This window comes from Aeromonas sp. s6 (genome assembly GCF_040907815.1).
Taxonomy (GTDB): Bacteria; Pseudomonadota; Gammaproteobacteria; order Enterobacterales; family Aeromonadaceae; genus Aeromonas; species Aeromonas caviae.
Map to the genome: position 1 here is coordinate 135,118 of NZ_JBFOCN010000095.1, position 22,421 is coordinate 157,538.

Below are 22,421 nucleotides of genomic sequence, written 5' to 3' on the forward strand. Positions count from 1 at the left end.
CGTTTTTTTTATGGTCGTGGTCGGCAGAGCCACCAGGCAGGGAGGTCGGCGTGATGATTCGTATGGCAGGGGTGGAGGATGCGGCGGTGCTGGATCGCTTCTTCGGGCAACTGGACAGGGAGACCCGCTTCATGCTGTATGAAGCGGGAGAGCGCCCCTCGGACATCGAGGGGCAGCGCAGGCGGCTCGAGGCCATGGCCGCGGCTCCCAATCAGGCCATGTGGCTGCTGGAGCTGGCGGGGGAGGTGCAAGGGTTTGCCGCGCTCCTTGGTGGCGGCCTGGCACGCAACCGCCACTGCGCCCTGGTGGTGATGGGACTGCGTTCGGGGGCGCGCGGGCAGGGATGGGGGGAACGGTTGCTGCGTACCCTGATCGCGACCGCGAGGGATCTCGGTATCCACCGGCTGGAGCTGGGAGTGATGGCCCACAACGAGGTGGCCCACGCCTTGTATCGCAAGTGCGGGTTCGTGGAGGAAGGGGTGAGACGGCAGGCCTATCGGCTGGACGAGGGCTATGTGGACGAGATTGCCATGGGGCTGCTGCTGCCGCTGGACAGGCCATGACGCCGCTGGCCCCGAGAGGCTGGTTCGGCGCGCGCGATTGAGGCAGGCTGTATCGGGAGAATAATAGAGACAAGGAGGCGCCCATGAAGGGGATATTGCTGCGTTGGCTGGCTCGCTACGATGCCTGGTGCCAGGAGTGGGGACTCACACCGGAGAACCGGCGCTGCTGCGCGCCGGTACGCCATGATGAAGAGGAGAAGCGCCCGGACAAGGGCGACGACTTCACTGGAACTGGCGGGTCACGGCGCCAGTGACGCTGTTGTAGTCGAACGAGAGCCCGTCGGGGTATGCCGGGAAGCGGCCCACGGAGCTGCGCAGGGTATAGCGGCAGTTGTCGTGACGAAGGGCGCCGTCAGCCTGAGCGTCTGCCGGGATGAGCCGGGAGATGTAGTCACTGTCTGAATCCTGGTGCAACTCATCGGCCACCGTCAGATCGGTATCGAGCAGGGCGCCAAACAGGCTCTCGCAGTCGTCCCGGCTGCTGACGGAGATCTGATCGCTGTCGCCACCGGGGAAGACGGTATCGGGCCCCTGACCTCCCTAGTCCTCCTTGGTGCCCACCGGCCAGCCATGGCTGTTGATGTCGAGATCCTGCCTGCCCATGCCGCTAAAGTTGTAGAGTGCCAGGGGCTCCCCCTTTACCTTGACCGCCCAACCGGCGTGGGCGAGCCGGGCGGCACTGGCAAAGCTGCCCGCCGTGGCCGAGACGCTGCTCTTGAGCCCGTCGTCCTGGATGTTGATGAAGCGGGGCAGGGCGGTCACGGCCAGGATCCCCAGCACGATGATGACCAGCACCAGTTCTATCAGGGTAAAGCCTCGGGAAACGTGTGTTGGCATGGAATGAACCCATTGAGTACGACAGACAGGTAAGCGCGACATGGAATTGATAGACACCCACTGCCACCTCGATTTTCCGGTCTTTGACGCCGATAGGGAGGCGCTGCTGACCCGGTGGCGCCAGCTGGGGGTGGGCGAGTATATCATCCCCGCCGTGGGAGAGGAAAACTGGGGGCGGGTGATGGCGCTGGCCGAGCGCCACGACGACATCCGCTATGGCCTGGGGATCCATCCCTGGTATGTGGGCAAGCAGCCCCGGGATGCACTGACCCGGCTGGAGACCCTGCTGGCGAGTCGGCCCCGTGGGCTGGTGGCCGTGGGGGAGTGCGGGCTGGATCTGCGCTCCCATGTGCCGCAGGAGGGGCAGGTCGAGATGTTCGAGGCGCAGGTGCGGCTGGCCATGGCGCATGCGCTGCCCCTCATCGTCCACTCGGTGCGTGCCAACGACACGGTCGCCAAGATCCTGCGGCGCTTCACTCCGCCACAAGGGGGGGTCATTCACGCCTTCAGCGGCTCCCTGCATCAGGCGGAGGTGTTCTGGCAACTGGGTTTCAGGCTGGGGATCGGGGGGGTCATCAGCTATGAGCGGGCCAACAAGACCCGGGAGGCGATACGCCAGATGCCGCTGGAGGCCTTGCTGCTGGAAACCGACGCTCCCGACATGCCGCTGCAGGGCCAGCAGGGGGAGGTGAACACGCCGGCCAGCCTGCCGACCATAGCCCGCTTGTTGGCACAATTGCGGCAGCAACCGCTGGAGGATGTTATTTCGGTGTTACATGACTCCACCCGGCGGCTGTTCCCTCCAGGAAATCATGAAATTAACATTTGATTATCAAATGATGACCGAGTGATAAAAAACAGGGCCCATAAAAATCGTTTGCGGTCTAATTAAACGATGTTCAGGCCGTTTGTGGCTTATAAAATGTGACCAGTATTCTATTTTGTCGCACCGTAATTAGTATAATGCGCACCCTTGATTAGCGGCTTCAATACACAAATCGTTAACAAGCTGGCAGGTGCTACTAAAGAGGAAGTGTTAATAATGAATCTGATAATGGGTCTGGTAGGGATGGCGACGCTCATCCTTATTGCGGTGCTGTTCTCCAGCAACCGCAAGGCAATCAAAATTCGTACCGTAGGTGGCGCCTTTGCCATCCAGGCCGGTCTGGGGGCCTTCGTGCTCTACGTGCCGGTCGGTCGTGACATCCTGGTGGGCGTGTCCGACGCCGTCTCCAGCGTCATCGGTTATGGCCAGAACGGCATCGAATTCCTGTTCGGTGGTCTGGTTGGCAACAAGATGTTCGAAGTGTTCGGTGGCGGTGGCTTCGTCTTCGCCTTCCGCGTCCTGCCCGTCATCATCTTCTTCTCTTCCCTGATCGCGGTACTCTACTACCTCGGCATCATGCAGTGGGTGATCAAGCTGCTGGGCGGCGGTCTGCAGAAGGTGCTGGGCACCTCCCGTACCGAATCCCTCTCCGCCACTGCCAACATCTTCGTCGGTCAGACCGAAGCCCCGCTGGTGGTACGTCCCTTCATCTCCAAGATGACCGACTCAGAGCTGTTTGCCGTCATGTGTGGTGGTCTGGCTTCCGTTGCCGGCTCCGTGCTGGCCGGTTACGCCTCCATGGGTGTCAAGATGGAATACCTGATCGCCGCCTCCTTCATGGCTGCCCCGGGTGGTCTGCTGTTCGCCAAGCTGCTGGTACCGGAAACCGAGACCCCGAGCTACGACGAGAACACCGCAGAAGGTGAGCTGGACGACAAGCCGGCCAACGTGATCGACGCCGCTGCCGCCGGTGCCTCCGCCGGTCTGCAACTGGCCCTGAACGTGGGTGCCATGCTGCTGGCCTTCATCGGCCTCATCGCCATGATCAACGGCATCTTCTCCGGTGTGGGCGGCTGGTTCGGTTACCCGCAACTCTCCCTGGAGCTGCTGCTGGGCTGGCTGTTCTCCCCGCTGGCCTTCCTGATCGGCGTGCCCTGGAGCGAAGCGGTCGTGGCCGGTTCCTTCATCGGTCAGAAGCTGGTGGTCAACGAGTTCGTGGCCTACCTGAACTTCGCTCCCTACCTGAAGGATGAAGTGCTGATCAACGGTGTGGCCATGTCCGAGCACACCAAGGCGATCATCTCCTTCGCCCTGTGCGGCTTCGCCAACCTGTCCTCCGTCGCCATCCTGCTGGGTGGTCTGGGCTCCATGGCACCGAACCGTCGCGGCACCATCGCCAAGTTCGGTCTGAAGGCCGTGCTGGCAGGTTCCCTGTCCAACCTGATGTCTGCGACCATCGCAGGCTTCTTCCTGGCGCTGTCCGGCATGTAACATCGCCTGACTGACAGGATAAAGACGAACGCCACAGCGATTTGCTGTGGCGTTCTCGTTTGGGGTGGTGACAACCGTTTTCCTGTCAAGACTAATAATAAAGTGAGTCAAATCGGAGGTTCTATGAATGAAGTGCTACTGGCAATGGCGGCCGGCTTTATCGTTGGGGTGTTGTTTTCTTTCCTCAAGTTGCCGATACCGGCGCCGCCCGTCCTCTCCGGTGTCATGGGGATCGTGGGGGTCTATCTGGGGGGCATTGCCTACTCCTGGATCCTGACCCGCTTCTTCTCTTAAGCGCCTTCCAGCGCTGGATTTGCCGGGTGTGAGGTACCTCTGAAATTGGCAAATCCGGCTTGCAAACACGGGGTATCTCGGCTGAAATAGGCGATGCCAGCAGGGTGCTGGCATTGACTAATGCCCGGTTAATCCGGGTGTTGGCGGTCAAATGGAATTGATTGGGAAGTCGGGTCTGCGTAGTCGGCCTTTCTCAAGTCTTCATGGAACCAAGTCCGCACTTTTGTAAGAAAGTGACAGGGCTCTTGCCTTATTTGCAGCCGTATTGCCTGTGCATTTGCGCTGCAATTCCATATCCCGTTGCTCCGGGAACGTCTCTGCCGACCCTTGGTGTTCGGTGAAGCCGATCGCGGGTGATGGGGCTTAACAAGACTTTGGAGACATAGCATGACTGATCTGAAAGTGGCCGCCCAACGCGCCCTGAACCTGATGGACCTGACCACCCTGAACGATGACGACACCGATCAGAAGGTGATCGACCTGTGCCACAAGGCCAAGTCTCCGGCCGGCCTGACCGCCGCCGTCTGCATCTACCCCCGTTTCATCCCCATCGCGCGCAAGACCCTGCGTGACATCGGCGCCGCCGACGTGCGCATCGCGACCGTGACCAACTTCCCCCACGGCAACGACGACATCGAGATCGCCGTGGCCGAGACCCGTGCCGCCGTGGCCTACGGTGCCGACGAGGTGGACGTGGTCTTCCCGTACCGCGCCTTCATGGCCGGCAATGAACAGGTCGGCTTCGATCTGGTCAAAGCATGTAAGGAAGCCTGCGGCGCCAAGGTACTGCTGAAAGTGATCATCGAGACCGGCGAGTTGAAGGAAGAGGCGCTGATCCGTCGCGCCTCCGAGATCTCCATCGACGCCGGTGCCGATTTCATCAAGACCTCCACCGGCAAGGTGCCGGTGAACGCGACCCCTGAAGCGGCCCGCATCATGATGGAAGTGATCAAGGCCAAGAACCCGAAAGTGGGCTTCAAGCCGGCCGGTGGCGTGAAAGACGCCGCCGTGGCGGGTCAGTACCTGGCCATGGCCGAAGAGATCCTGGGCAAGGACTGGGTATCCGCCCGCACCTTCCGCTTCGGCGCCTCCAGCCTGCTGGCCAGCCTGCTGGCGACCCTGGGGCATGGCGACAAGCCTGCCAATACCAGCGGTTACTAAGCGGTGGCAGGGGGCGGTGCGCCGCCCCCTTCCGGGTCTGGTTCGGTCTGTGTTCGTGCGTGATGCACGGAGGGAATGAAAGATGTTTTTGCCTCAAGAAATTATTCGCAAGAAGCGCAACGGTGAAGCGCTCAGTACCCAAGAGATTCAATTCTTCGTCCAGGGCATAACCAACAACACCATCGGCGAGGGGCAGATTGCGGCCCTGGCCATGGCGGTCTACTTCAAGGACATGACCATGGATGAGCGGGTCGCCCTGACCTGCGCCATGCGCGACTCCGGCATGGTATTGACCTGGGACCACCTCAACCTGGGCGGCCCCATCGTCGACAAGCACTCCACCGGCGGTGTGGGTGACGTCGTCTCCCTGATGCTTGGCCCCATGGTCGCTGCGTGCGGCGGTTTCGTGCCGATGATCTCCGGCCGGGGTCTCGGCCACACCGGCGGTACCCTCGACAAGCTGGATGCCATCCCAGGCTACCGGACCTCGGTCGACAACGACCGCTTCCTGAAAGTGGTGAAAGAGGCGGGTGTCGCCATCATCGGCCAGACCGGCGATCTCGCCCCGGCGGACAAGCGTATCTATGCAGTACGGGATATCACCGCCACCGTCGAGTCCATTGCCATGATCACCGGCTCCATCCTCTCCAAGAAGCTTGCCTCCGGTCTCGAAGCCCTGGTGATGGATGTGAAGGTGGGCTCCGGCGCCTTCATGCCGACCTTTGAAGCCTCTGAAGAGCTGGCCAAGAGCATCGTCGCCGTGGCCAACGGTGCCGGCTGCCGTACTTCAGCACTCCTGACCGACATGAACCAGGTGCTGGCCTCCAGCGCCGGCAACGCCGTGGAAGTGCGCGAAGCGGTGCGCTATCTGACCGGTGAGTATCGCAACCCGCGCATCCACGAAGTGACCATGGCCCTGTGCGCCGAGATGCTGATCTCCGCCGGTCTTGCCTGCGATGACGGCGATGCCCGCACCAAGCTGCAGGCGGTGCTCGACAACGGCAAGGCAGCCGAGATCTTCGGGCGCATGGTGACCGGCCTCGGCGGTCCCGCCGACTTCATGGAGCGCTACGACGCCTACCTGCCCAAAGCCGCCATCGTGCGCCCCGTCTACGCGGCCCACAGCGGATTCGTCACCGCGATGGATACCCGTGAACTGGGCCTGGCGGTGGTCGCCATGGGGGGCGGTCGCCGCGCCGCCGCCGACAAACTCGATTATGCGGTCGGTCTGACCGACTTTATCCGCCTGGGTCAGAGCGTCGATGCTGACAAGCCGCTCGCTCTGATCCACGCTCAGACAGAAGCTCAATTTGCCGAGGCTGCCCGCATGGTGCAGGCTGCCGTGAAGATCGGCGACACCCGACCAGAGGCGCTGCCCGAGGTTTACCGTCGCATCGGTCTGGCTGATTTGTAACAAGGGGAAGTCCCATGAAACGTACCTTTATTCTGATGATGGACTCTTTCGGTATTGGTGCTGCCGCCGATGCCGACAAGTTCGGCGACGTGGGTGCCAATACCCTTGGCCATATCGCCAAGGCGTGCGCCGCCGGTGAGATCGAGGGCCGTGGCGCTCTCAACCTGCCAAACCTCAGCAAGCTGGGTCTGGGCCACGCGGGCGAACTCGCCAGCGGCACCTTCCCGGCCGGACTGAACAAGGATGTCGAGGTGATCGGTGCCTACGGCTTTGCCCAGGAGCTCTCCTCCGGCAAGGACACCCCGTCCGGTCACTGGGAGATTGCCGGCGTGCCCGTCTTGTTCGAGTGGGGTTATTTCCACGACCATCACAACAGCTTCCCGCAGGAGCTGCTGGATGCCATCGTCGAGAAGGCCGGTCTGCCCGGGTATCTGGGCAACTGCCACGCCTCCGGCACCCAGGTGCTGGACGATCTGGGCGAAGAGCACATGCGCACCGGCAAGCCGATCCTCTACACCTCTGCTGACTCCGTGTTCCAGATCGCCTGCCACGAAGAGACCTATGGCCTCGAGAAGCTCTATGAGCTGTGCCACATCGTGCGCGAGCTGCTGGAGCCCTACAACATCGGCCGCGTCATCGCGCGTCCGTTCGTGGGCAGCGGCAAGGGCAATTTCAAGCGCACCGGCAACCGCCACGACTACTCCGTGCTGCCGCCGGCGCCGACCGTGCTGGACTACATGAAGGAAGCGGGTGGCCAGGTGGTCTCCATCGGCAAGATCGCCGACATCTATGCCCAGCAGGGCATCACCAAGCAGGTGAAGGGGACCGGTCTGACCGAGCTGTGGGACAGGACTCTGGAAGAGGTGAAAGCGGCCGGTGACCAGACAATCGTCTTCACCAACTTCGTGGACTTCGACTCCTCCTACGGTCACCGCCGTGACGTCAAGGGCTACGCCGATGCGCTGGAGTACTTCGACTCCCGCCTGCCGGAGCTGTTCGACCTGCTGCAGGATGGCGACGTGGTGGTGCTGACCGCCGACCACGGCTGTGACCCGACCTGGAGCGGTACCGACCACACCCGCGAATACATTCCGGTACTGTTCTACGGCAAGCCGGTCAAGGCGGGCTCCGTCGGTCGTCGCGAGACCTTCGCCGACATCGGCCAGAGCATCGCGGCCTACCACGGCCTGCCCAAGCTGCAATACGGTACCAGCTTCCTGTGATGGTGACCCCGGGCCGGTTCGCCTGCCCGGGGTGCCACAGGGCCCTGGTTTCCTGTAATGTACCGCCGCCGCGCAGGCAGCGGACAATCCATAAAGACAATAAAACTCAACCTAGTGTGAAGGAATAAAGAGAATGGCAACTCCTCATATCAATGCGAAAGATGGCGCCTTTGCTGATACCGTGCTGATGCCGGGCGACCCCCTGCGTGCCAAGTACATCGCCGAAACCTTCCTGGAGAACGTCGAGCAGGTGTGCGACGTGCGCAACATGTTCGGTTTCACCGGCACCTACAAGGGTCGTCGCATCTCCGTCATGGGTCACGGCATGGGCATCCCGTCCTGCTCCATCTACGCAAAAGAGCTGATCACCGACTACGGCGTGAAGACCCTGATCCGCGTGGGCTCCTGCGGTGCCGTGCGTGAAGACGTGAAACTGCGTGACGTGGTGATCGGCATGGGAGCCTGCACCGACTCCAAAGTGAACCGTCTGCGCTTCAAGGACCACGACTTCGCCGCCATCGCCGACTTCGACCTGGTGGCCAATGCCGTTCAGGCCGCCAAGAACAAGGGCGTGGCCGTGCGCGTGGGCAACATCTTCTCCGCCGATCTATTCTACACCCCGGACCCCTCCATGTTCGACGTCATGGAAAAATACGGCATCCTGGGTGTCGAGATGGAAGCCGCCGGTATCTATGGCGTGGCCGCCGAGTACGGTGCCAAGGCGCTGACCATCTGCACCGTCTCCGACCATATCCGTACTGGTGAGCAGACCACCTCCGAAGAGCGTCAGCTGACCTTCAACGACATGATCGAAATCGCGCTGGACTCCGTCCTGCTGGGTGACAACTGATCCCCCTCGCGCATAAAAAAACGGCGGCCCTCGGGCCGCCGTTTTGCATTTTTGCGAAGCACGGTCAGAGATCGAGGGCGAAGCGCCCCTTGCCCGACTGCTTGGCCTGGTACATGGCGGCATCGGCCCGGTGCAGCAGATCATCGATGTGACAATACTGGCCCGAGTGGCAGAGGGCGCCCCCTATGCTGCCGGCAAGGGGCAGCCGATGACCGGCCACGTCTCCAGGAACCGCCATGGCCGCCAGCAGCCGCTCGCACAGGGCGGGCAGCTCCAGTTCCGGCTGGCGCAAGGCGGGCAGTATGATGGTGAACTCGTCGCCGGCCAGGCGCGCCACCATGTCCCCCGGGCGCACCTCGGCACTCAGCACCTGGGCGAAGCGTTGCAACAGAGCATCGCCGACGTGGTGTCCCAGCCTGTCGTTGATCCCCTTGAAGCCGTCGAGATCGAGGAACAGCAGGCCCAGGGGTTCGGCATTCTGACGCACCCGCTCCAGCTCCCGGGAGAGGCGCAGGGTGAAGGCGCGCCGGTTGGGCAGGCCGGTGAGGGGGTCGTGAGCCGCCTCGTGTTCCAGCTGGCTTTGCAGCGCCTTGAACTTGGTGATGTCGCTGCCGAGGATGTAGACCCCGGGCTCGTCGCCCCGGCTCGGGATCATGGTGATCCTGAGGTCGCGTCGGCCTATGGGGAGATCGAAACGGTGCTCGAAACTCACCTGCTCACCGGCGAGGGCCTTTGCCACATAGGCCATGGCCCTGCCGTGGGCCTCCTCGCCGATGACGTCCCGCACGCTCATTTCCCGCATCTGTTCGGTATCGAGCCCGAAGTAGCGGCAATAGGCCTGGTTGGCGAACAGGTAACGCCCCTCGGGCGACACCATGCTGATGGTGACCGGCAGGCCATCGGTGATGGCCCGCAGTCGGGCACGGCCACGCTCGATCTCCGCGAGCACCTGGCGGCGGGCCGTGATGTCGTGCAAAAACAGGGCGATGCGCACCTTGCCGTCGAACTGGTAACGCTCGGCAATCACCTCGACCGGGATGTGCCGGCCTGTGCGGGTGATGATGTCGCACTCCAGCCGCCGTGGCGGACTCTGCGGGTTGCCTGACAGGCTCAGCAGGGGATGCTCGGCGCCGAGCAGCCCGAAGAGGGGACGGCCCAGCATCTCGTCGGCGTGCCAGCCGAGCAGGGTGGTGGAGGCCGGGTTCCAGCCTGTGATGATGAAATTGGCATCGAGCTCGAGGAAGGCATTGCTGGTGTGCTCCAGCATGTGCTGCAGGCGGCGCTGCTCCTGCCACAGCTGCTGCTGCATGGCGCCGCGCTCGCGCATCTCCTGATGCAGCTGTTCCACCGTGCGGGAGAGCTCCCGGGTCCGTGACTGCACCTGCTGCTCGAGCCCTTGCTGCAGCCGCACGAGTTCGGCCTCGGCCTGTTTGCGCTCGGTGAGGTCGGCAAACACGGCGATCATGTGGGGGGCCATGGTGCGGCTCTGGCAGAGGGTCACGCTGAGCTGGACCCAGCACTGGGTGCCATCGGCCCGGATCATCCGCTTCTCCAGCCGGTAATCCTGCCGTTGCCCCGCGATCAGGGCATCGAACAGGGGCTGCTCCCGTTGCAGATCTTCGGGATGGGTCATGGCGAGCCAGGTCCGGCTCAGCATCTCATGCTCGCTGTAACCGAGCAGCCGCTCCAGCCCCGGGTTGGCCCGCAGCCACTTGCCTTCGAGGGAGGAGAGGGCCATGCCCACCGACGACTGGTTGAAGGTGAGGGTGAAGAGATGCTCCTTGTCTTCCAGCACCTGATTGAGGGTGCGCACCTGGTGGCGCCGCTCCAGATCGTGCAGGGTGTTCTCCACCAGGCGGCCGAAGTCGTCGAGATCCCGGCAGGCATCTTCGTCGAGATGGCGCGGCACATGGTCCACCAGGCAGAGGGTGCCGAGCACCACGCCATCGAGGGCGCGCAGGGGGCGGCCGGCGTAGAAGACCACGCCGGGATCATCGGTCACCAGCGGATTGTCGGCAAAGCGGAGATCCCGTCTGGCATCCGGTACCTGCATGATGTCGGGGCGCAAAATGGCATGACCGCAGAAGGAGTGTTCCCGGTTGATCTCGCACATATCGACCCCGGTGCGGGCGAGAAACCACTGCCTGTTCACGTCGGTCAGGGAGACCATGGCGATGGGGAGTGCGAAATGCCGGGTGATGAGCCGGGTGAGGCGATCAAGCTGATCGATGGGCTCGTGGTCGAGCAGGCCGAGGATGCGCAGTCGTTCCAGTCGACTGTGTTCATCCCGCGGCAAGGGGGGGGCAATCATGTGGCTCTCCTGCCAGTGATCTTGCCAGTGTTATATACAAGCCGGGGGATGGGATCCACCCCCCGCTTATTGCGGAGCGGCGGGTTTGCTCTGTTTCTTGTGCTTGCGCACCCGCATGTAGTTGCGACGCACCCCGTAGGAGATGAGCAGGCCGGCCAGCAGCATCACCAGCAGCATCAGGCGCTGTTTCTCCTGGTTGACCTTGAGATGGGTATCTTGTGCGGCCAGCAGTTTCTGCTCTTCCAGGGTGATCCTCAGATAGCCCAGGGTCAGGTTTCCGTCCTGGATCTCCTGGACGAACTGGATGCGCCCCTTGCCCTGCTCCGGCAGGGATTTGTTGTCGCTGCCGATGGGCAGCAGACTGTCCAGCGGCAGGGCGTTGTCCGACTGGGCGAGGGGAATGCCGCGGGCGTCATAGAGGGTGACATCCAGAATGTCAGGCTCGACGGCCAGATCCTGCGCCAGTCTCTCCAGTTCGCTCTCCTTGTCCTCCTTGATCCAGCGGCGCATGTCCCGGGCGGCATAGGCGACCAGCGCCTGTGCCCTGTCCCGTGCCGCCGCGTGCAGGGCGGCCTGGCTCTCTCCCTGCATGTGGATGAGCAGCACCAGCACCCAGAGACCGAGCAGGACTCCCGCCGCCAGGCTGACAACACGTTTGATGGGAAGATGACGCACAGAACCGGGCCTCTGGTAATGGATGAGCGGGGCTGGCTGGTGCCCCGGTGCCGCGAAGCGGGAAACAGGGTGGTCTGTTTCCATGTCTGCCCGCACCGCAGGCGGGATCTTGGCGCTTGCCTGTACAAAAAGCAATACGCTACTCTGGGCCCGCATGATGAACCCCATGATTTCCAAGGAAGGCGTCTCTCTTATGTTGTTGTCCCAACTTCCCCGCTCCCTGCACGACTGGTCCGGGGCCCTGAGCTGTGCCCCCTGCTGGCAGCTCACCAACGAAGCCCTGCTGCCCGCGGCCAACGCCCACGACAGCGCCTGGATTGTCCTGTTTGGCAAGGGGCTGGAGGCCGGTCATCTGGCCCGCCTGGCCCAGCAGCTGGATGCCCTGGGGCTCGAGGCCAGCCTCTATCCCGCAGGGGAGCAGGCCGGTATTCCACTGCTGCTGCTTGGCACCAACCGCTTCTCCCCCGAGCTGGTGCAGGCGCTCAAAGCCCAGGAGTGGGACATCGACCTGTGTCATCTGGCCGCCCTGCCTACCCTGAGTGAGCCCGGTCTGCTGGTGATGGACATGGATTCCACCGCGATCAGGATAGAGTGCATCGACGAAATCGCGCGGCTGGCCGGGGTCGGTGAGCAAGTGGCGGCCGTTACCGCGGCAGCCATGCAGGGCAAGCTGGAGTTTGCCGACAGTCTGCGTGCCCGGGTGGCGCTGCTGGAAGGGGCGCCGGTCACCATCCTCGACGAGGTGGCGGCCGACATGCCCTGGATGCCGGGCCTGCCACTCATGGTCGATACCCTCAAGCAGGCTGGCTGGAAGGTGGCGATCGCCTCCGGTGGCTTCACCCGCTTTGCCGGCGAGTTGCAGCGTGCTCTGGGTCTGGATGCCATTTTCGCCAACGAGCTGGCGGTAGAAGGGGGCTTGCTGATCGGCAAGGTGAGCGGCCCCATCGTCGATGCCGCCGCCAAGGCCGAGGCACTGCAACAGCTGGCCTCGGAGTACGGGGTGGTTGCATCCCAGACGGTCGCGGTCGGCGATGGGGCCAACGATCTCAAGATGATGGGGGTGGCGGGGCTTGGCATTGCCATTCATGCCAAACCCCTGGTACGTGCCCAGGCGGCGGCGACCCTCAATCACCACGATCTGGAAGGGGTGCTCTGCCTGCTCGGCGCCCTGGCTTGTCGCAACCGACGCTGGGGCTGATCCCGCTCAAGGAGGAGCCGATCACGAGATGGAACTGTTACAGCAATCCCTGTTTGTCCCCTGCGGTGAGCATCGACTCCATGTGCGCCATATCCAGCCCGGTGTCGCGGTGCATGCCGACCCCATCCTGATGGTGCACGGGGCCATCGAGAACGGCCGCATCTTCTACACCGAATCGGGCAAGGGGCTTGCCTGCTTTCTGGCTCGCCACGGGTATCAGGTCTATGTGGCGGATCTGCGTGGTCGGGGTCTGAGCACACCGACCATCGCCGAGCGGGGCGGCCACGGTCAGCATGAGCTGATCACCGAGGATCTGCCCGCCCTGCAGCGCTGGGTATCGGCCCGCCATGCCGGTGCCCGGGTGCACTGGATGGCCCACTCCTGGGGCGGCGTCATCATGGCCTCGACCCTGGTGCGCTTCCCCGAACTGGCGGAGCAGGTTGCCAGCCTGGTGTTCTTCGGCACCAAGCGGGGGGTCTCGGTGCAGAACCCGGAGCGCTGGTTGAAGGTGGATCTGATCTGGAACCGGCTCGCCCCCTGGCTGGCGCGCCGCCGGGGGTTTCTGGCCGCCCGCCGGTTGAAGATAGGGGCCGATGATGAGCCCCTGCGCTACTTGCAGGAGACCATCCCCTGGGTCAAGTGTGGGCCCTGGTTGGACCCCTTTGACGGCTTCGCCTATGACGAGGCGGCGAGCCGGGTCAACTGGCCCCCGCTCTGGATGATCTCCGCCAAGGCGGACAAGGTCCTTGGCCACCCCGTCGACGTGCGCCGCTTCAGCGACGAGATGGGCTCGGCCGCTCGCCACACCCGCCTTGGGCGGGACAATGGCAACCGGCTCGATTACGACCACATCAACATGCTGACGGCGCCCCAGGCACAGGAGGATCACTTCCCCGATATCCTCGCCTGGCTGCGCAACCCCCAGGCTGCCTGATAGACAAAAAAACGGGTACTTGCGTGCCCGTTTTTTGTTGTCTCCCGGCCCTGCTGGCTAGCGGGGCCCGGATGGTATGCCAAGGCGGAACAGGGTCGCTTCGGTGGTATCGGTCAGTTCACCCACGCCCACGACACTCCAGAGCTCCTCTTCCAGCTTCTTGGCCTTGTGAATGGCGAACTTGGCGATGTAGTCCAGTTCACCCGCGATGAAGCTGGTGTCCGGGCGGCCGGTGCGCGAAATACCCACCAGTACCGAATAGAACTCTCCCTGTTGCCGGGCCAGCTCGATGAAGCGGCGCTTTTGATCCGGTGAGCTGAAGCTGCTGGCCAGGTGGCTGCGAAACAGGGGTGTTCCCCCCTGGGAGTGGAGGGCGGCGATGTAGACCTCCTCCTCTTCTGGCTTGTCTTCCCGCTCGATGGCGCGCAGGGGATTGAGCAGCAGGGCCTTGAGCAGTGCCCCCTGGAACAGGGGATACAGGTTCAACTGCTGATCCTGCTCGGCACAGATGCGCAGCAGACGGGAAAGGCTGCGTGGCTGTGGCGAGAGGCCGGCCGCGGCCAGTTTCGGGGCGGCCTTGAGCTTGTTCACATAGACGGGGGTGTTGAACAGGTGGTGGGTGTAGAGGTTGCGCAGCGCCCTGGCCATGCCGCGATAGCGATTGAACTCCCGGGTGGTCTTGAGCTTGTTCTGGTTGCTTTCGATAAGCAGGCTGAAGAACTGGTGGCCGGTATGGCGCTCAGCCGTCCCCTCGATGCACAGATGCAGCACGGTTCTGCTCAGGTTGAGGCTGACCAGCCGATAGGGCAGGCGTTGCAGGTCCATGTTCCTGGCGAGCTCCTGCAAACGGGGCAGGGCCACAGTGATGATGTCTCCCTTCTCCCCGTCGAACGGCTCCTCCAGCTCGATTTGCATGCCGTGGGCAGAGATGTCTCGGGTCCAGCCGACCCAGGATCGCTCCTTGTGATGCAAGACGATGGCCGTCTTGTGCATGTAGCGCGCCTCCTTGCGCAGTTGCACATAGTGCAGCGTCTCTATCTCGAAGGGGGCGGCATGGATGTCATGGCCAAAGCGCTGCAAGGCGTTGGCGTTGAGCGGATCCTGACCCGTCTCTCGCTGGAACTCGTCGCGCTGGTTGTCCAGGTTTATCTCCTGCAGCATGCCCACGTATCCGAGCTGGGCCAGGCGCTCGCGCAGCAGCCTGTCCTGCAACTGGCTCGCCCCGCCCTGGGGGTTGTCGAGGTCGGCCTCCCGCAGGGTGCAGGCTTCCATGCTGAACTTGTACACCCGCCAACTGGGGCGGCGGGCGCCGATCTGGAAGAAGAGCGCGGTCAGTCCGCTCTGTTCCAGCTCCTCCCGGGTCGCGGAGAAGAAGTAGAGGTGGCTGCGTACCGCATGGGTAAAGCTGTAGATCAGCGTCTCGCGCAGCCCATCTTTGCCTGGGAGCAACGAGGGCATGCGGGCAGCGGTGAAGAGGCTGGCGAGCATGTCGCGGTTCTTGGCGTCGCGCCAGTATTCGAGAATGTGCTGGTTGTTCTCGGTGCGCAGGGCGATCTCGAGGGCGGGGACACTGCCCTTGCCGAAATAGAGGGGCATGCCGGTCATGCGCGGCAGATAGAACTGCTCATACCCCTTGATGACGGCGGCGGAGAGCAGGTAGTCGACGCTGACGCGATAGCGGCTGCGGTTGCGCTCGATGAAGTCGCGCAGGAACTCGTCGAACACCGGATGCTCGCCGTTCTTGAGCAGCCTGAGCCAGAATTTGTCCTCTTTTCTCTCCTCCCCCAGGATTTGGTAGCTGACCGGGTCACGCAGCAGGGGATGGGGATGATCGCGTTCCAGTCCGGTGAAGAAGACGGCTATCAGGTCGCCTGTCTGGTAGTCGGGCAGATAGGGCACGGATACCCGGATGCCGCCGAGGGAGATGTCGGAGCTCTTGGCGAGGATCTTCTCGCCGTTGGCGAGCTGGAGCACCATGGGAGAGCTGAAGTGCATGCGCTCTTCCTGCCGCCCGTAATGGCTGGCGAAGGGGATGGCGCTGACATCGAACGGACGAAACGGGCTGATGGGCAGCGCCAGATTGTCGCTGCGCCCCTGGTTGAGTTTGTACCAGGCTTGCAGCGCCTCGTAGACCCCCAGGGTGTAGCTGTCCCGGTAGAGGTAGCACTGGGATTGAAACAGCTCGATGGCCTCGGCGGGCATGAAGTGGGTCACCCCGTCGAACTCATGCACCTGACAGAGGGCGCCCAGCTCGTTGCGCATGTCGATGACACGCCGACAGGGGGTGCACTTGCGTTTGAGTTCCATCTTCAGCAGGAACCGGCTGTTCGTATTTTCGTTCTGGGTCAGACGGTTGAAGATTTCGTCGAAGTCCTTTTCCCGGAGCAGGGGGACAAGTTGTTCTATCAGATGTAGTGGTTGTTCTGAATCCATGTATTCCTGCCGCGGAAAGTCACTTTTCCGATTCTGGGTTTGATCTGCCGGTCGCAAACAAGTATATCAAGCAGGAATTCATCCTGTCCCCGAGTTATCCATGGCCAAAAACAAAACCGCCTATGTTTGTTCCGAATGTGGAGCCGACTTCACCCGCTGGCAAGGCCAGTGCAGCGAGTGCAAGGAATGGAACACCATCACCGAGGTGCGACTGGGGGTGACGACACCCGGCAAGAGCGCTCGCTATACCGGTTATGCGGGCGCCGTCGGCAGCCAGGTGCAGACCCTGGCAGAGATCGCCACCACGGAGATCCCCCGTTTCAGCTCGGGCTTCAAGGAGCTGGACCGCGTACTCGGTGGCGGCGTGGTCCCTGGTTCGGCCATTCTCATCGGCGGCAACCCCGGGGCCGGCAAGTCGACCCTGTTGCTGCAGACCATGTGCGGCCTGGCGCAGCGCATGAAGACCCTCTATGTGACCGGTGAGGAATCACTGCAACAGGTGGCGATGCGGGCCGGTCGGCTGGGTCTGCCCACGGACAAGCTGCGCATGTTGTCCGAGACCAGCGTAGAGCAGATCTGCCTCATTGCCCAGCAGGAGCAACCTCAGATCATGGTCATCGACTCCATCCAGGTGATGCACGTGGCGGATGTGCAGTCCGCGCCGGGGTCCGTCTCCCAGGTGCGGGAGTCGGCGGCGCTGCTGACACGCTATGCCAAGCAGAATCATGTGGCCATCTTCATGGTGGGCCACGTCACCAAGGACGGCACCCTGGCGGGCCCCAAGGTGCTGGAGCACTGCATCGACTGCTCCGTGCTGCTGGATGGCGGGCACGACTCGCGTTTTCGCACCCTGCGCTCCCACAAGAACCGCTTCGGTGCGGTCAACGAACTGGGGGTCTTCGCCATGACCGGGCAGGGAATGAAGGAGGTGAGCAACCCTTCCGCGATTTTCCTCAGCCGCGGGGAGGAGCAGGCTCCGGGCTCCATCGTCATGGTGATCTGGGAAGGCACGCGCCCCCTGCTGGTGGAGTTGCAGGCGCTGGTGGATTACTCCCAGCTCTCTAATCCGCGCCGGGTGGCGGTGGGGATGGACCACAACCGTCTCGCCATGCTGCTGGCGGTGCTGCATCGTCACGGCGGGTTGCAGATGGCGGATCAGGATGTGTTCATCAACGTGGTGGGTGGCGTCAAAGTCGAGGAGACCAGTGCGGATCTGGCGCTGCTGCTGGCCATGGTGTCGAGCTTCCGGGATCAGGCCCTGCCCAAGGATCTGGTGGTCTTTGGCGAAGTGGGGCTCTCCGGCGAGATACGGCCCGTGCCCTCGGGTCAGGAGCGACTGCAGGAGGCGGCCAAGCACGGTTTCCGCCGAGCCATCGTCCCGCATGCCAATGCGCCCAAACATCCTATCGAGGGGATGGAGGTGGTGCCGGTGAAGAAACTCTCCGATGCCCTCGAGGCCCTGTAACCGACCATGAAAAAGGAGCGTATGGACGCTCCTTTGTTTTTCTGCCTGCCCGCTCAGGATTCGGGGGGGACGTGGTCTCGGTGTTCTTGCAGCAACTGCTCCAGCTCGCGATGGAGCAGTTGCTCCTCTCCGATGTTCAGCTCGATCATCCGCTTGAGGTGCGTGGCGCTGTCGATGTCGATGTGGTGGCAGTAAAACCCCAGCTTCTTGCTGGCTTCGTGGGTCAGCTCGACCTGCATCTTGATCTCGATGTCGCTGCCCCCGAGCACGAAGCAGATTTCGTACTCCTTGTCCTCGCTGGCGACCCAATCCTCGGGTCTGAGCAGCAGGGCTCCCTGAAGGGAGACATCGACCAGCTGGGTGCGCCACTGGTGTTCACCCTGGGTGAGCTTGGCGGCGGTCAAATAGAAAATCCGAGTAAAGTGGCGGCGCTCGGCCATGGTCGTCTCCGGTCTGCGTGCGAGCAAGATGCTCATCCTTCATGTTGCAGAGTGTAATCCAGCTGGCACGCCAGGATATTGAACTGGCTCCGATATTGAATATCAGATCTGCTGATGGCTGAGGGATTCCACCACCTGCAGCGCCTTGACCAGCCGATCCTCCTGTTTGAACCTGTCCTCCAGCACGGGGCCGAGTTGGTTCAGATCCTCGTCCAGTTGCAGCAACTGGGCTTCGTCGGCGTTGCTGTACTTGTCGTTGAACTCCAGCGCGAATTCGGTACAGGCACGGATATGGGGGTAGATGCGCTTGGCCAGCTCCAGTTTGTCCCCGCTGGCTTGCTCAAAGGCGGTGACGACGTGGTTGTAGATCTCGAAATGGCCTGCGCTGACGTAGTCGACCAGTTGTTCGCAAAAACGTTGCAGTTCTACATGGCCTGGGAGGGTGCGTTGCTTGCACTTGGCGGGCATGAGGCCTGCCAGTCGCATGTACTCGACCAGCAACGCCTGTCTGGCATCCAGCCAGTCATCTATTGCTTTGTGCTTGCCTGCCAGCGCGCGCTTGGTTTTTTCCAGTTCAGTTAACATAGTCCCTCCATGGGCATGGCATGCGGCACTCGGGTCGCACGCCTCCGGTCATTCTCATCGACTGACGACACTCCTATAACTAGGGAAAATCCAGTTGACCGTCAATAGGAGTGTAGGGATATTGTTACATCAGGCGGGGATTTGCATGCCTCTCCCCACCGGTGCTTCGCATCCTGTCGCCCATCCAGGGGACAAGGGGGCGATATATGTGACTATTTCCGCAGATCTTGATGAAAACCCCAGCATTCAAGCCAATCCGGCTGATAAAGCCTTTGCCTGAGTGTTTTTTTTTGAATAGAGTGGCCCGGTGCTAAATGCCCGATCATAAAGGAAATGTTATGAACAAAGCTCAACTTGTCGATGCAATTGCCGCCAAAGCAGACCTGAGCAAAGCTCAGGCCAAAGTCGCTCTGGAAGAGATCATCAATGGTATTACCCAGAGCCTGAAAGAGGGCGATGCCGTTCAGTTGGTGGGTTTTGGTACCTTCAAGGTCAACCATCGCGCGGGCCGTACCGGTCGCAACCCGCAAACCGGTAAAGAGATCCAGATTGCAGCCGCCAATGTGCCGTCCTTCGTGGCTGGCAAGGCGCTGAAAGACGCTGTCAAATAAGATCGTCTTGTAATCAAATGAAACCCGGCTTGTGCCGGGTTTTTTCTTGCCATCTTCGTCAAAATTTGTTTCAGATACACTCAGGATATGGCATGCGCTGTAGCGAGGTGGATATGGAACAGAAAAATGCCATTCGGCAGGTAGCCGTCCCCTGGGCTCCCTCTCGTCAACTCCCTCCCGGCCTGGTCGTGGCCGAACTGCATCAGGATATCTGGAGCGACACCCTGACCGTCATGCTGGGGCGTGCTCGCAGCATCGATCTGCCTCCGTTGCCCCTGTGCCGGGTGAGTTTTCGCCACATCTTCGCGGTGCGGGTGATGGAGGATTGTGATCTGGCGGAGGGGCGTGACAGCCACGTCATAGAGGAGCAGATCCAGCTCATCACCCCGTCCCGTTTCGCCAGCTGGTTCCATCAGGAATCCGATGGACTGCACCTGGATGAAGATTTGCAGCACTACCGCATCTCGACCTGGGATTACTGCGCCGATGTGCTGACCTCTTCTCCCCCTGAACTCCAGTTCATGGTTCAGGAAGAGTAAGCCAGACTGTCGGGTCACCTCCGTGGTGACAAAAAAGCCGGCGCAGGGGCGCCGGCTTTTTCTTGTTCGGGAGCGTGGGGCGCTTAGCCCAGGATCTGGTCCCGGTGCAGCCCCAGCACGATCAGCAGCCCGATGAAATAGAAGGCGCTGAGCTTGATGCCGAGAATGGTGAGCAGGCCGGCGCACAGACGCACCAGGGCCTTGTGCAGCCAGGATCCGGTGAAGCGGTACATGATCACTCCACCGCGTCGGCCGGCGCGAACTCCGGCACCTTGGCCATGGCGTCCAGCACCACTTGAATGTCGGCCCCCGGTTTGCAGGCATTCTCGCTCAGATGGCGACGCCAGGCGCGCGCCCCCTGCATGTTCTGGAACAACCCCAGCATGTGGCGGGTCATGTGGGAGAGGTAGTTGCCCTTGGCCAGCTCTTGATCGATGTAAGGCAGCATCATCCGCACCACCTCGTGGCGGCTCGGAACTACACGGTTCTCGCCGAACACCAGATTGTCCACCTGGGCCAGAATGTAGGGGTTCTGGTAGGCTTCGCGGCCCATCATGACCCCGTCGAGGTGCTGCAGATGTTCAAGAGTCTGCTCCAGACTGGTCACCCCGCCGTTGATGGCAATGGTCAGATCCGGGTAATCCTGCTTGACCTGGTAGACGCGAGGATAATCGAGGGGCGGGATCTCGCGGTTCTCTTTCGGGCTCAGGCCGCTCAGCCAGGCCTTGCGGGCATGGACGATGAAGGTATCGCAACCGGCGTCCCGTACCTGCTCGATGAAGGCCTGCAAGAACTCGTAGGAGTCTTGATCGTCGATGCCGATACGGGTCTTCACGGTGACCGGAATATCGACCACGTCGCGCATCGCCTTGACGCAATCGGCCACCAGTGCGGGTTCGCCCATGAGGCAGGCGCCGAAGCGGCCGTTTTGCACCCGATCGGAGGGGCAGCCGACGTTGAGGTTGATCTCGTCATAGCCGCGCTCCTCGGCGAGCCTGGCGCAGCGGGCCAGGTCTGCCGGGTTGCTGCCACCCAGTTGCAGGGCGAGAGGGTGTTCCTGCTCGCTGTAGCCCAGATAGTCGCCCTTGCCGTGGATGATGGCGCCCGTGGTCACCATCTCGGTATAGAGCAGGGTCTGGCGGGTCATCAGACGGTGGAAATAACGGCAATGCCGATCGGTCCAGTCCAGCATGGGGGCGATGGAAAAGCGCTGCGCCTGCATAAAAATCATCCGGGTTGGCCAAACAAGGGGCGGGATTCTATCACAACGTGAGACAGCCCCAGAAAATGAATTTTGTCGCCGCGCACTGGGGGCCCTGTGATAGTATCCGGCTAATTGACAGGGTATCTGCGTGAACATGAATCAAGACCAACTTCTACAACGAGCGGAACGCCTCTGCGAGCAGCGCGGGATCCGTTTCACCCCGACACGGCGCCAGGTGTTCCGGCTGCTTGCCGCCCACGGCAATGCCATCAGTGCCTATGATTTGCTGGCCCAGTTGCAGCAGACCGAGGCTCATGCCAAACCGCCTACCGTCTATCGGGCGCTCGACTTCCTGCTCGAACAGGGCTTTGCCCACAAGGTGGAGTCGCTCAACGCCTTCATCTTCTGCTGCCACTTCGACCATGCCCACCCGATGCAACTGCTGATCTGCGATCGTTGCGGTGAGGTAGTGGAGCTGCACGATCCCGCCATCGACGGCGCCTTTTCCGAGCAGGCTCATCAGCATGGTTTTACTATTACCAACAAGACCATAGAAGCCCATGGTCAATGTGCCCGCTGTTCCGTTACCGTAGGAAGTCAAGATGAAGGCTGATTTTGTAAACCCGTTCCTGCTCTCCCTGCTCAACGTGCTCTCCACCATGGCACAGCTGGAACTCAAACCGGGCGCGCCCAAGCGCAAGACGGACGAGCTGGCTCGGGGAGATGTCTCCGGCCTGATTGGCATGGTGGGTCCGCAGACCCGGGGTTCCCTCTCCATCAGCTTCGAGAAGGGGCTGGCACTGGAGATCATGCGTCGCATGCTGGGGGAGGCGCCGGCCACCATCAACGAGGAAGTGACCGACATGGTGGGCGAGATCACCAACATGGTGACGGGCGGCGCCAAACGCATGCTGGGGGAGAAGGGCTATGAGTTCGACATGGCGACCCCGGTCATCGTCTCCGGTCCCAATCACACCATTACTCACCGGGCCGACGGCGCCAAGATCATGATGCCGTTCGAATCGGAGTATGGCCGTGCCACCATCGAGATCTGCTTCGAGTAATCGCCATGTGGAAGATGCTGAAATGGAGTGTCATCGGTGGGGTGGTGCTGCTTATCCTGTCGGATATCGAGATCAGCACCTCTCTCTACAAGTACGAAGATAACCGCGTGGAGATCAACTTCCCGCGCTGGCAGGCTGACCAGCCCTGGTGCACCCTGCGCTGGCATGAGGGCCGGTTTGAGCATCACTGGTACGGTCTTGCAGGCAAACCCAAGCCAGCAACCGTCCTCTGAAGAGCGCTCTCCACAACGGATGAACCAGATTGCACCAACAAAAAAGAGGCCAGCAAATGCTGGCCTCTTT

24 protein-coding genes and 1 pseudogene are annotated in these 22,421 nt (G+C 62.0%); 17 read left to right on the forward strand and 8 right to left on the reverse strand.

What is annotated here, in order from left to right; genetic code table 11:
• The first annotated feature begins 53 nt into the window (after nt 1-53).
• Together AB5Y50_RS15095 and AB5Y50_RS15100 are read left to right on the forward strand one after the other, a co-directional pair.
• Nucleotides 54-563 carry a GNAT family N-acetyltransferase gene (locus tag AB5Y50_RS15095; protein WP_174722089.1) on the forward strand — a complete coding sequence of 170 codons (510 nt, stop codon included), beginning with the start codon at nt 54-56 and terminating at the stop codon, nt 561-563.
• Between the two features lie 83 nt (nt 564-646).
• A complete protein-coding gene (locus AB5Y50_RS15100) occupies nt 647-817 on the forward strand; it encodes a DUF5363 domain-containing protein (protein WP_223933189.1) in 171 nt (56 codons plus the stop codon).
• On the opposite strand, the pseudogene tppF reads toward AB5Y50_RS15100, so the two are convergent.
• Nucleotides 786-1,400 (reverse strand): annotated as a pseudogene (gene tppF, locus AB5Y50_RS15105) (type IVa pilus pseudopilin TppF). The gene AB5Y50_RS15100 and the pseudogene tppF sit on opposite strands and share 32 nt — an antisense overlap.
• Nucleotides 1,401-1,440: 40 nt before the next feature.
• Here tppF and AB5Y50_RS15110 point away from each other — a divergent pair.
• From AB5Y50_RS15110 to deoD, 7 genes are all read left to right on the forward strand, one after another.
• Entirely contained in the window at nt 1,441-2,229 is a 789-nt protein-coding gene (locus AB5Y50_RS15110) for a TatD family hydrolase (protein WP_042014940.1), read from the forward strand.
• Between the two features lie 213 nt (nt 2,230-2,442).
• On the forward strand, nt 2,443-3,717 hold the full coding sequence (locus AB5Y50_RS15115) for a NupC/NupG family nucleoside CNT transporter (protein WP_010673026.1): 1,275 nt from the start codon (nt 2,443-2,445) through the stop codon (nt 3,715-3,717).
• A gap of 123 nt (nt 3,718-3,840) precedes the next feature.
• Entirely contained in the window at nt 3,841-4,011 is a 171-nt protein-coding gene (locus AB5Y50_RS15120; protein WP_010673027.1) for a XapX domain-containing protein, read from the forward strand.
• Nucleotides 4,012-4,398: 387 nt separating this feature from the next.
• Nucleotides 4,399-5,172: a deoxyribose-phosphate aldolase gene (gene deoC, locus AB5Y50_RS15125; protein WP_039039946.1), complete on the forward strand. Its 774-nt coding sequence runs from the start codon at nt 4,399-4,401 to the stop codon at nt 5,170-5,172.
• An 82-nt stretch (nt 5,173-5,254) separates the two neighbouring features.
• Nucleotides 5,255-6,586 (forward strand): thymidine phosphorylase, encoded by a 1,332-nt coding sequence (gene deoA, locus AB5Y50_RS15130; RefSeq protein ID WP_223933191.1) that lies wholly within the window; start codon nt 5,255-5,257, stop codon nt 6,584-6,586.
• 14 nt (nt 6,587-6,600) lie between these two features.
• Nucleotides 6,601-7,809, forward strand: coding sequence for a phosphopentomutase (locus AB5Y50_RS15135; protein ID WP_039039948.1), 1,209 nt, complete (start codon nt 6,601-6,603; stop codon nt 7,807-7,809).
• 133 nt (nt 7,810-7,942) lie between these two features.
• The gene (deoD, locus tag AB5Y50_RS15140; RefSeq protein ID WP_005341325.1) at nt 7,943-8,659 is read left to right on the forward strand and encodes a purine-nucleoside phosphorylase; all 717 of its coding nucleotides are present in this window, start codon (nt 7,943-7,945) and stop codon (nt 8,657-8,659) included.
• 64 nt (nt 8,660-8,723) lie between these two features.
• Here the strand turns inward: deoD and AB5Y50_RS15145 are convergent, their stop codons facing one another.
• Nucleotides 8,724-10,970, reverse strand: coding sequence for a PAS domain S-box protein (locus tag AB5Y50_RS15145; RefSeq protein WP_049636481.1), 2,247 nt, complete (start codon nt 10,968-10,970; stop codon nt 8,724-8,726).
• Between the two features lie 66 nt (nt 10,971-11,036).
• Nucleotides 11,037-11,645, reverse strand: coding sequence for an AhpA/YtjB family protein (locus AB5Y50_RS15150; RefSeq protein WP_049636480.1), 609 nt, complete (start codon nt 11,643-11,645; stop codon nt 11,037-11,039).
• Nucleotides 11,646-11,838: 193 nt separating this feature from the next.
• Here AB5Y50_RS15150 and serB point away from each other — a divergent pair, with 193 nt between their 5' ends.
• Both serB and AB5Y50_RS15160 read left to right on the forward strand, forming a co-directional pair.
• Nucleotides 11,839-12,843 (forward strand): phosphoserine phosphatase SerB, encoded by a 1,005-nt coding sequence (gene serB / locus AB5Y50_RS15155; protein WP_049636479.1) that lies wholly within the window; start codon nt 11,839-11,841, stop codon nt 12,841-12,843.
• A gap of 28 nt (nt 12,844-12,871) precedes the next feature.
• Nucleotides 12,872-13,777: an alpha/beta fold hydrolase gene (locus tag AB5Y50_RS15160; protein ID WP_049636478.1), complete on the forward strand. Its 906-nt coding sequence runs from the start codon at nt 12,872-12,874 to the stop codon at nt 13,775-13,777.
• Between the two features lie 57 nt (nt 13,778-13,834).
• Here AB5Y50_RS15160 and AB5Y50_RS15165 read toward each other — a convergent pair whose 3' ends face one another.
• Nucleotides 13,835-16,210 (reverse strand): PilZ domain-containing protein, encoded by a 2,376-nt coding sequence (locus tag AB5Y50_RS15165; protein WP_049636477.1) that lies wholly within the window; start codon nt 16,208-16,210, stop codon nt 13,835-13,837.
• A gap of 100 nt (nt 16,211-16,310) precedes the next feature.
• On the opposite strand from AB5Y50_RS15165, the gene radA reads away from it, so the two are divergent.
• The gene (radA, locus tag AB5Y50_RS15170; RefSeq protein WP_010673036.1) at nt 16,311-17,675 is read left to right on the forward strand and encodes a DNA repair protein RadA; all 1,365 of its coding nucleotides are present in this window, start codon (nt 16,311-16,313) and stop codon (nt 17,673-17,675) included.
• A 53-nt stretch (nt 17,676-17,728) separates the two neighbouring features.
• Here radA and AB5Y50_RS15175 read toward each other — a convergent pair whose 3' ends face one another.
• On the reverse strand, nt 17,729-18,115 hold the full coding sequence (locus AB5Y50_RS15175; RefSeq protein ID WP_029313755.1) for a PilZ domain-containing protein: 387 nt from the start codon (nt 18,113-18,115) through the stop codon (nt 17,729-17,731).
• 102 nt (nt 18,116-18,217) lie between these two features.
• The gene (locus AB5Y50_RS15180) at nt 18,218-18,700 is read right to left on the reverse strand and encodes an Rsd/AlgQ family anti-sigma factor (RefSeq protein ID WP_049636476.1); all 483 of its coding nucleotides are present in this window, start codon (nt 18,698-18,700) and stop codon (nt 18,218-18,220) included.
• Between the two features lie 338 nt (nt 18,701-19,038).
• Here AB5Y50_RS15180 and hupA point away from each other — a divergent pair, with 338 nt between their 5' ends.
• The gene (gene hupA / locus AB5Y50_RS15185) at nt 19,039-19,311 is read left to right on the forward strand and encodes a nucleoid-associated protein HU-alpha (protein WP_005305063.1); all 273 of its coding nucleotides are present in this window, start codon (nt 19,039-19,041) and stop codon (nt 19,309-19,311) included.
• A 113-nt stretch (nt 19,312-19,424) separates the two neighbouring features.
• Nucleotides 19,425-19,850 (forward strand): hypothetical protein, encoded by a 426-nt coding sequence (locus tag AB5Y50_RS15190; RefSeq protein ID WP_029313758.1) that lies wholly within the window; start codon nt 19,425-19,427, stop codon nt 19,848-19,850.
• Nucleotides 19,851-19,933: 83 nt separating this feature from the next.
• Here the strand turns inward: AB5Y50_RS15190 and AB5Y50_RS15195 are convergent, their stop codons facing one another.
• Both AB5Y50_RS15195 and dusA read right to left on the reverse strand, forming a co-directional pair.
• Nucleotides 19,934-20,083, reverse strand: coding sequence for a hypothetical protein (locus tag AB5Y50_RS15195; RefSeq protein WP_080944170.1), 150 nt, complete (start codon nt 20,081-20,083; stop codon nt 19,934-19,936).
• 2 nt (nt 20,084-20,085) lie between these two features.
• Complete coding sequence (gene dusA / locus AB5Y50_RS15200) at nt 20,086-21,072, reverse strand: tRNA dihydrouridine(20/20a) synthase DusA (protein ID WP_049636475.1); 987 nt, start codon at nt 21,070-21,072, stop codon at nt 20,086-20,088.
• A gap of 136 nt (nt 21,073-21,208) precedes the next feature.
• Here dusA and zur point away from each other — a divergent pair, with 136 nt between their 5' ends.
• Genes zur through AB5Y50_RS15215 form a run of 3 tightly spaced genes read left to right on the forward strand, consistent with a single transcriptional unit; the run spans nt 21,209 to nt 22,351 of the window.
• Nucleotides 21,209-21,667, forward strand: a complete 459-nt coding sequence (gene zur, locus AB5Y50_RS15205) for a zinc uptake transcriptional repressor Zur (protein WP_049636537.1) — start codon at nt 21,209-21,211, stop codon at nt 21,665-21,667.
• Complete coding sequence (locus AB5Y50_RS15210; protein ID WP_010673043.1) at nt 21,657-22,118, forward strand: chemotaxis protein CheX; 462 nt, start codon at nt 21,657-21,659, stop codon at nt 22,116-22,118. Before zur ends, AB5Y50_RS15210 begins: the two co-directional genes overlap by 11 nt.
• A 5-nt stretch (nt 22,119-22,123) precedes the next feature.
• A complete protein-coding gene (locus AB5Y50_RS15215) occupies nt 22,124-22,351 on the forward strand; it encodes a hypothetical protein (RefSeq protein WP_049636474.1) in 228 nt (75 codons plus the stop codon).
• Nucleotides 22,352-22,421 lie beyond the last annotated feature (70 nt).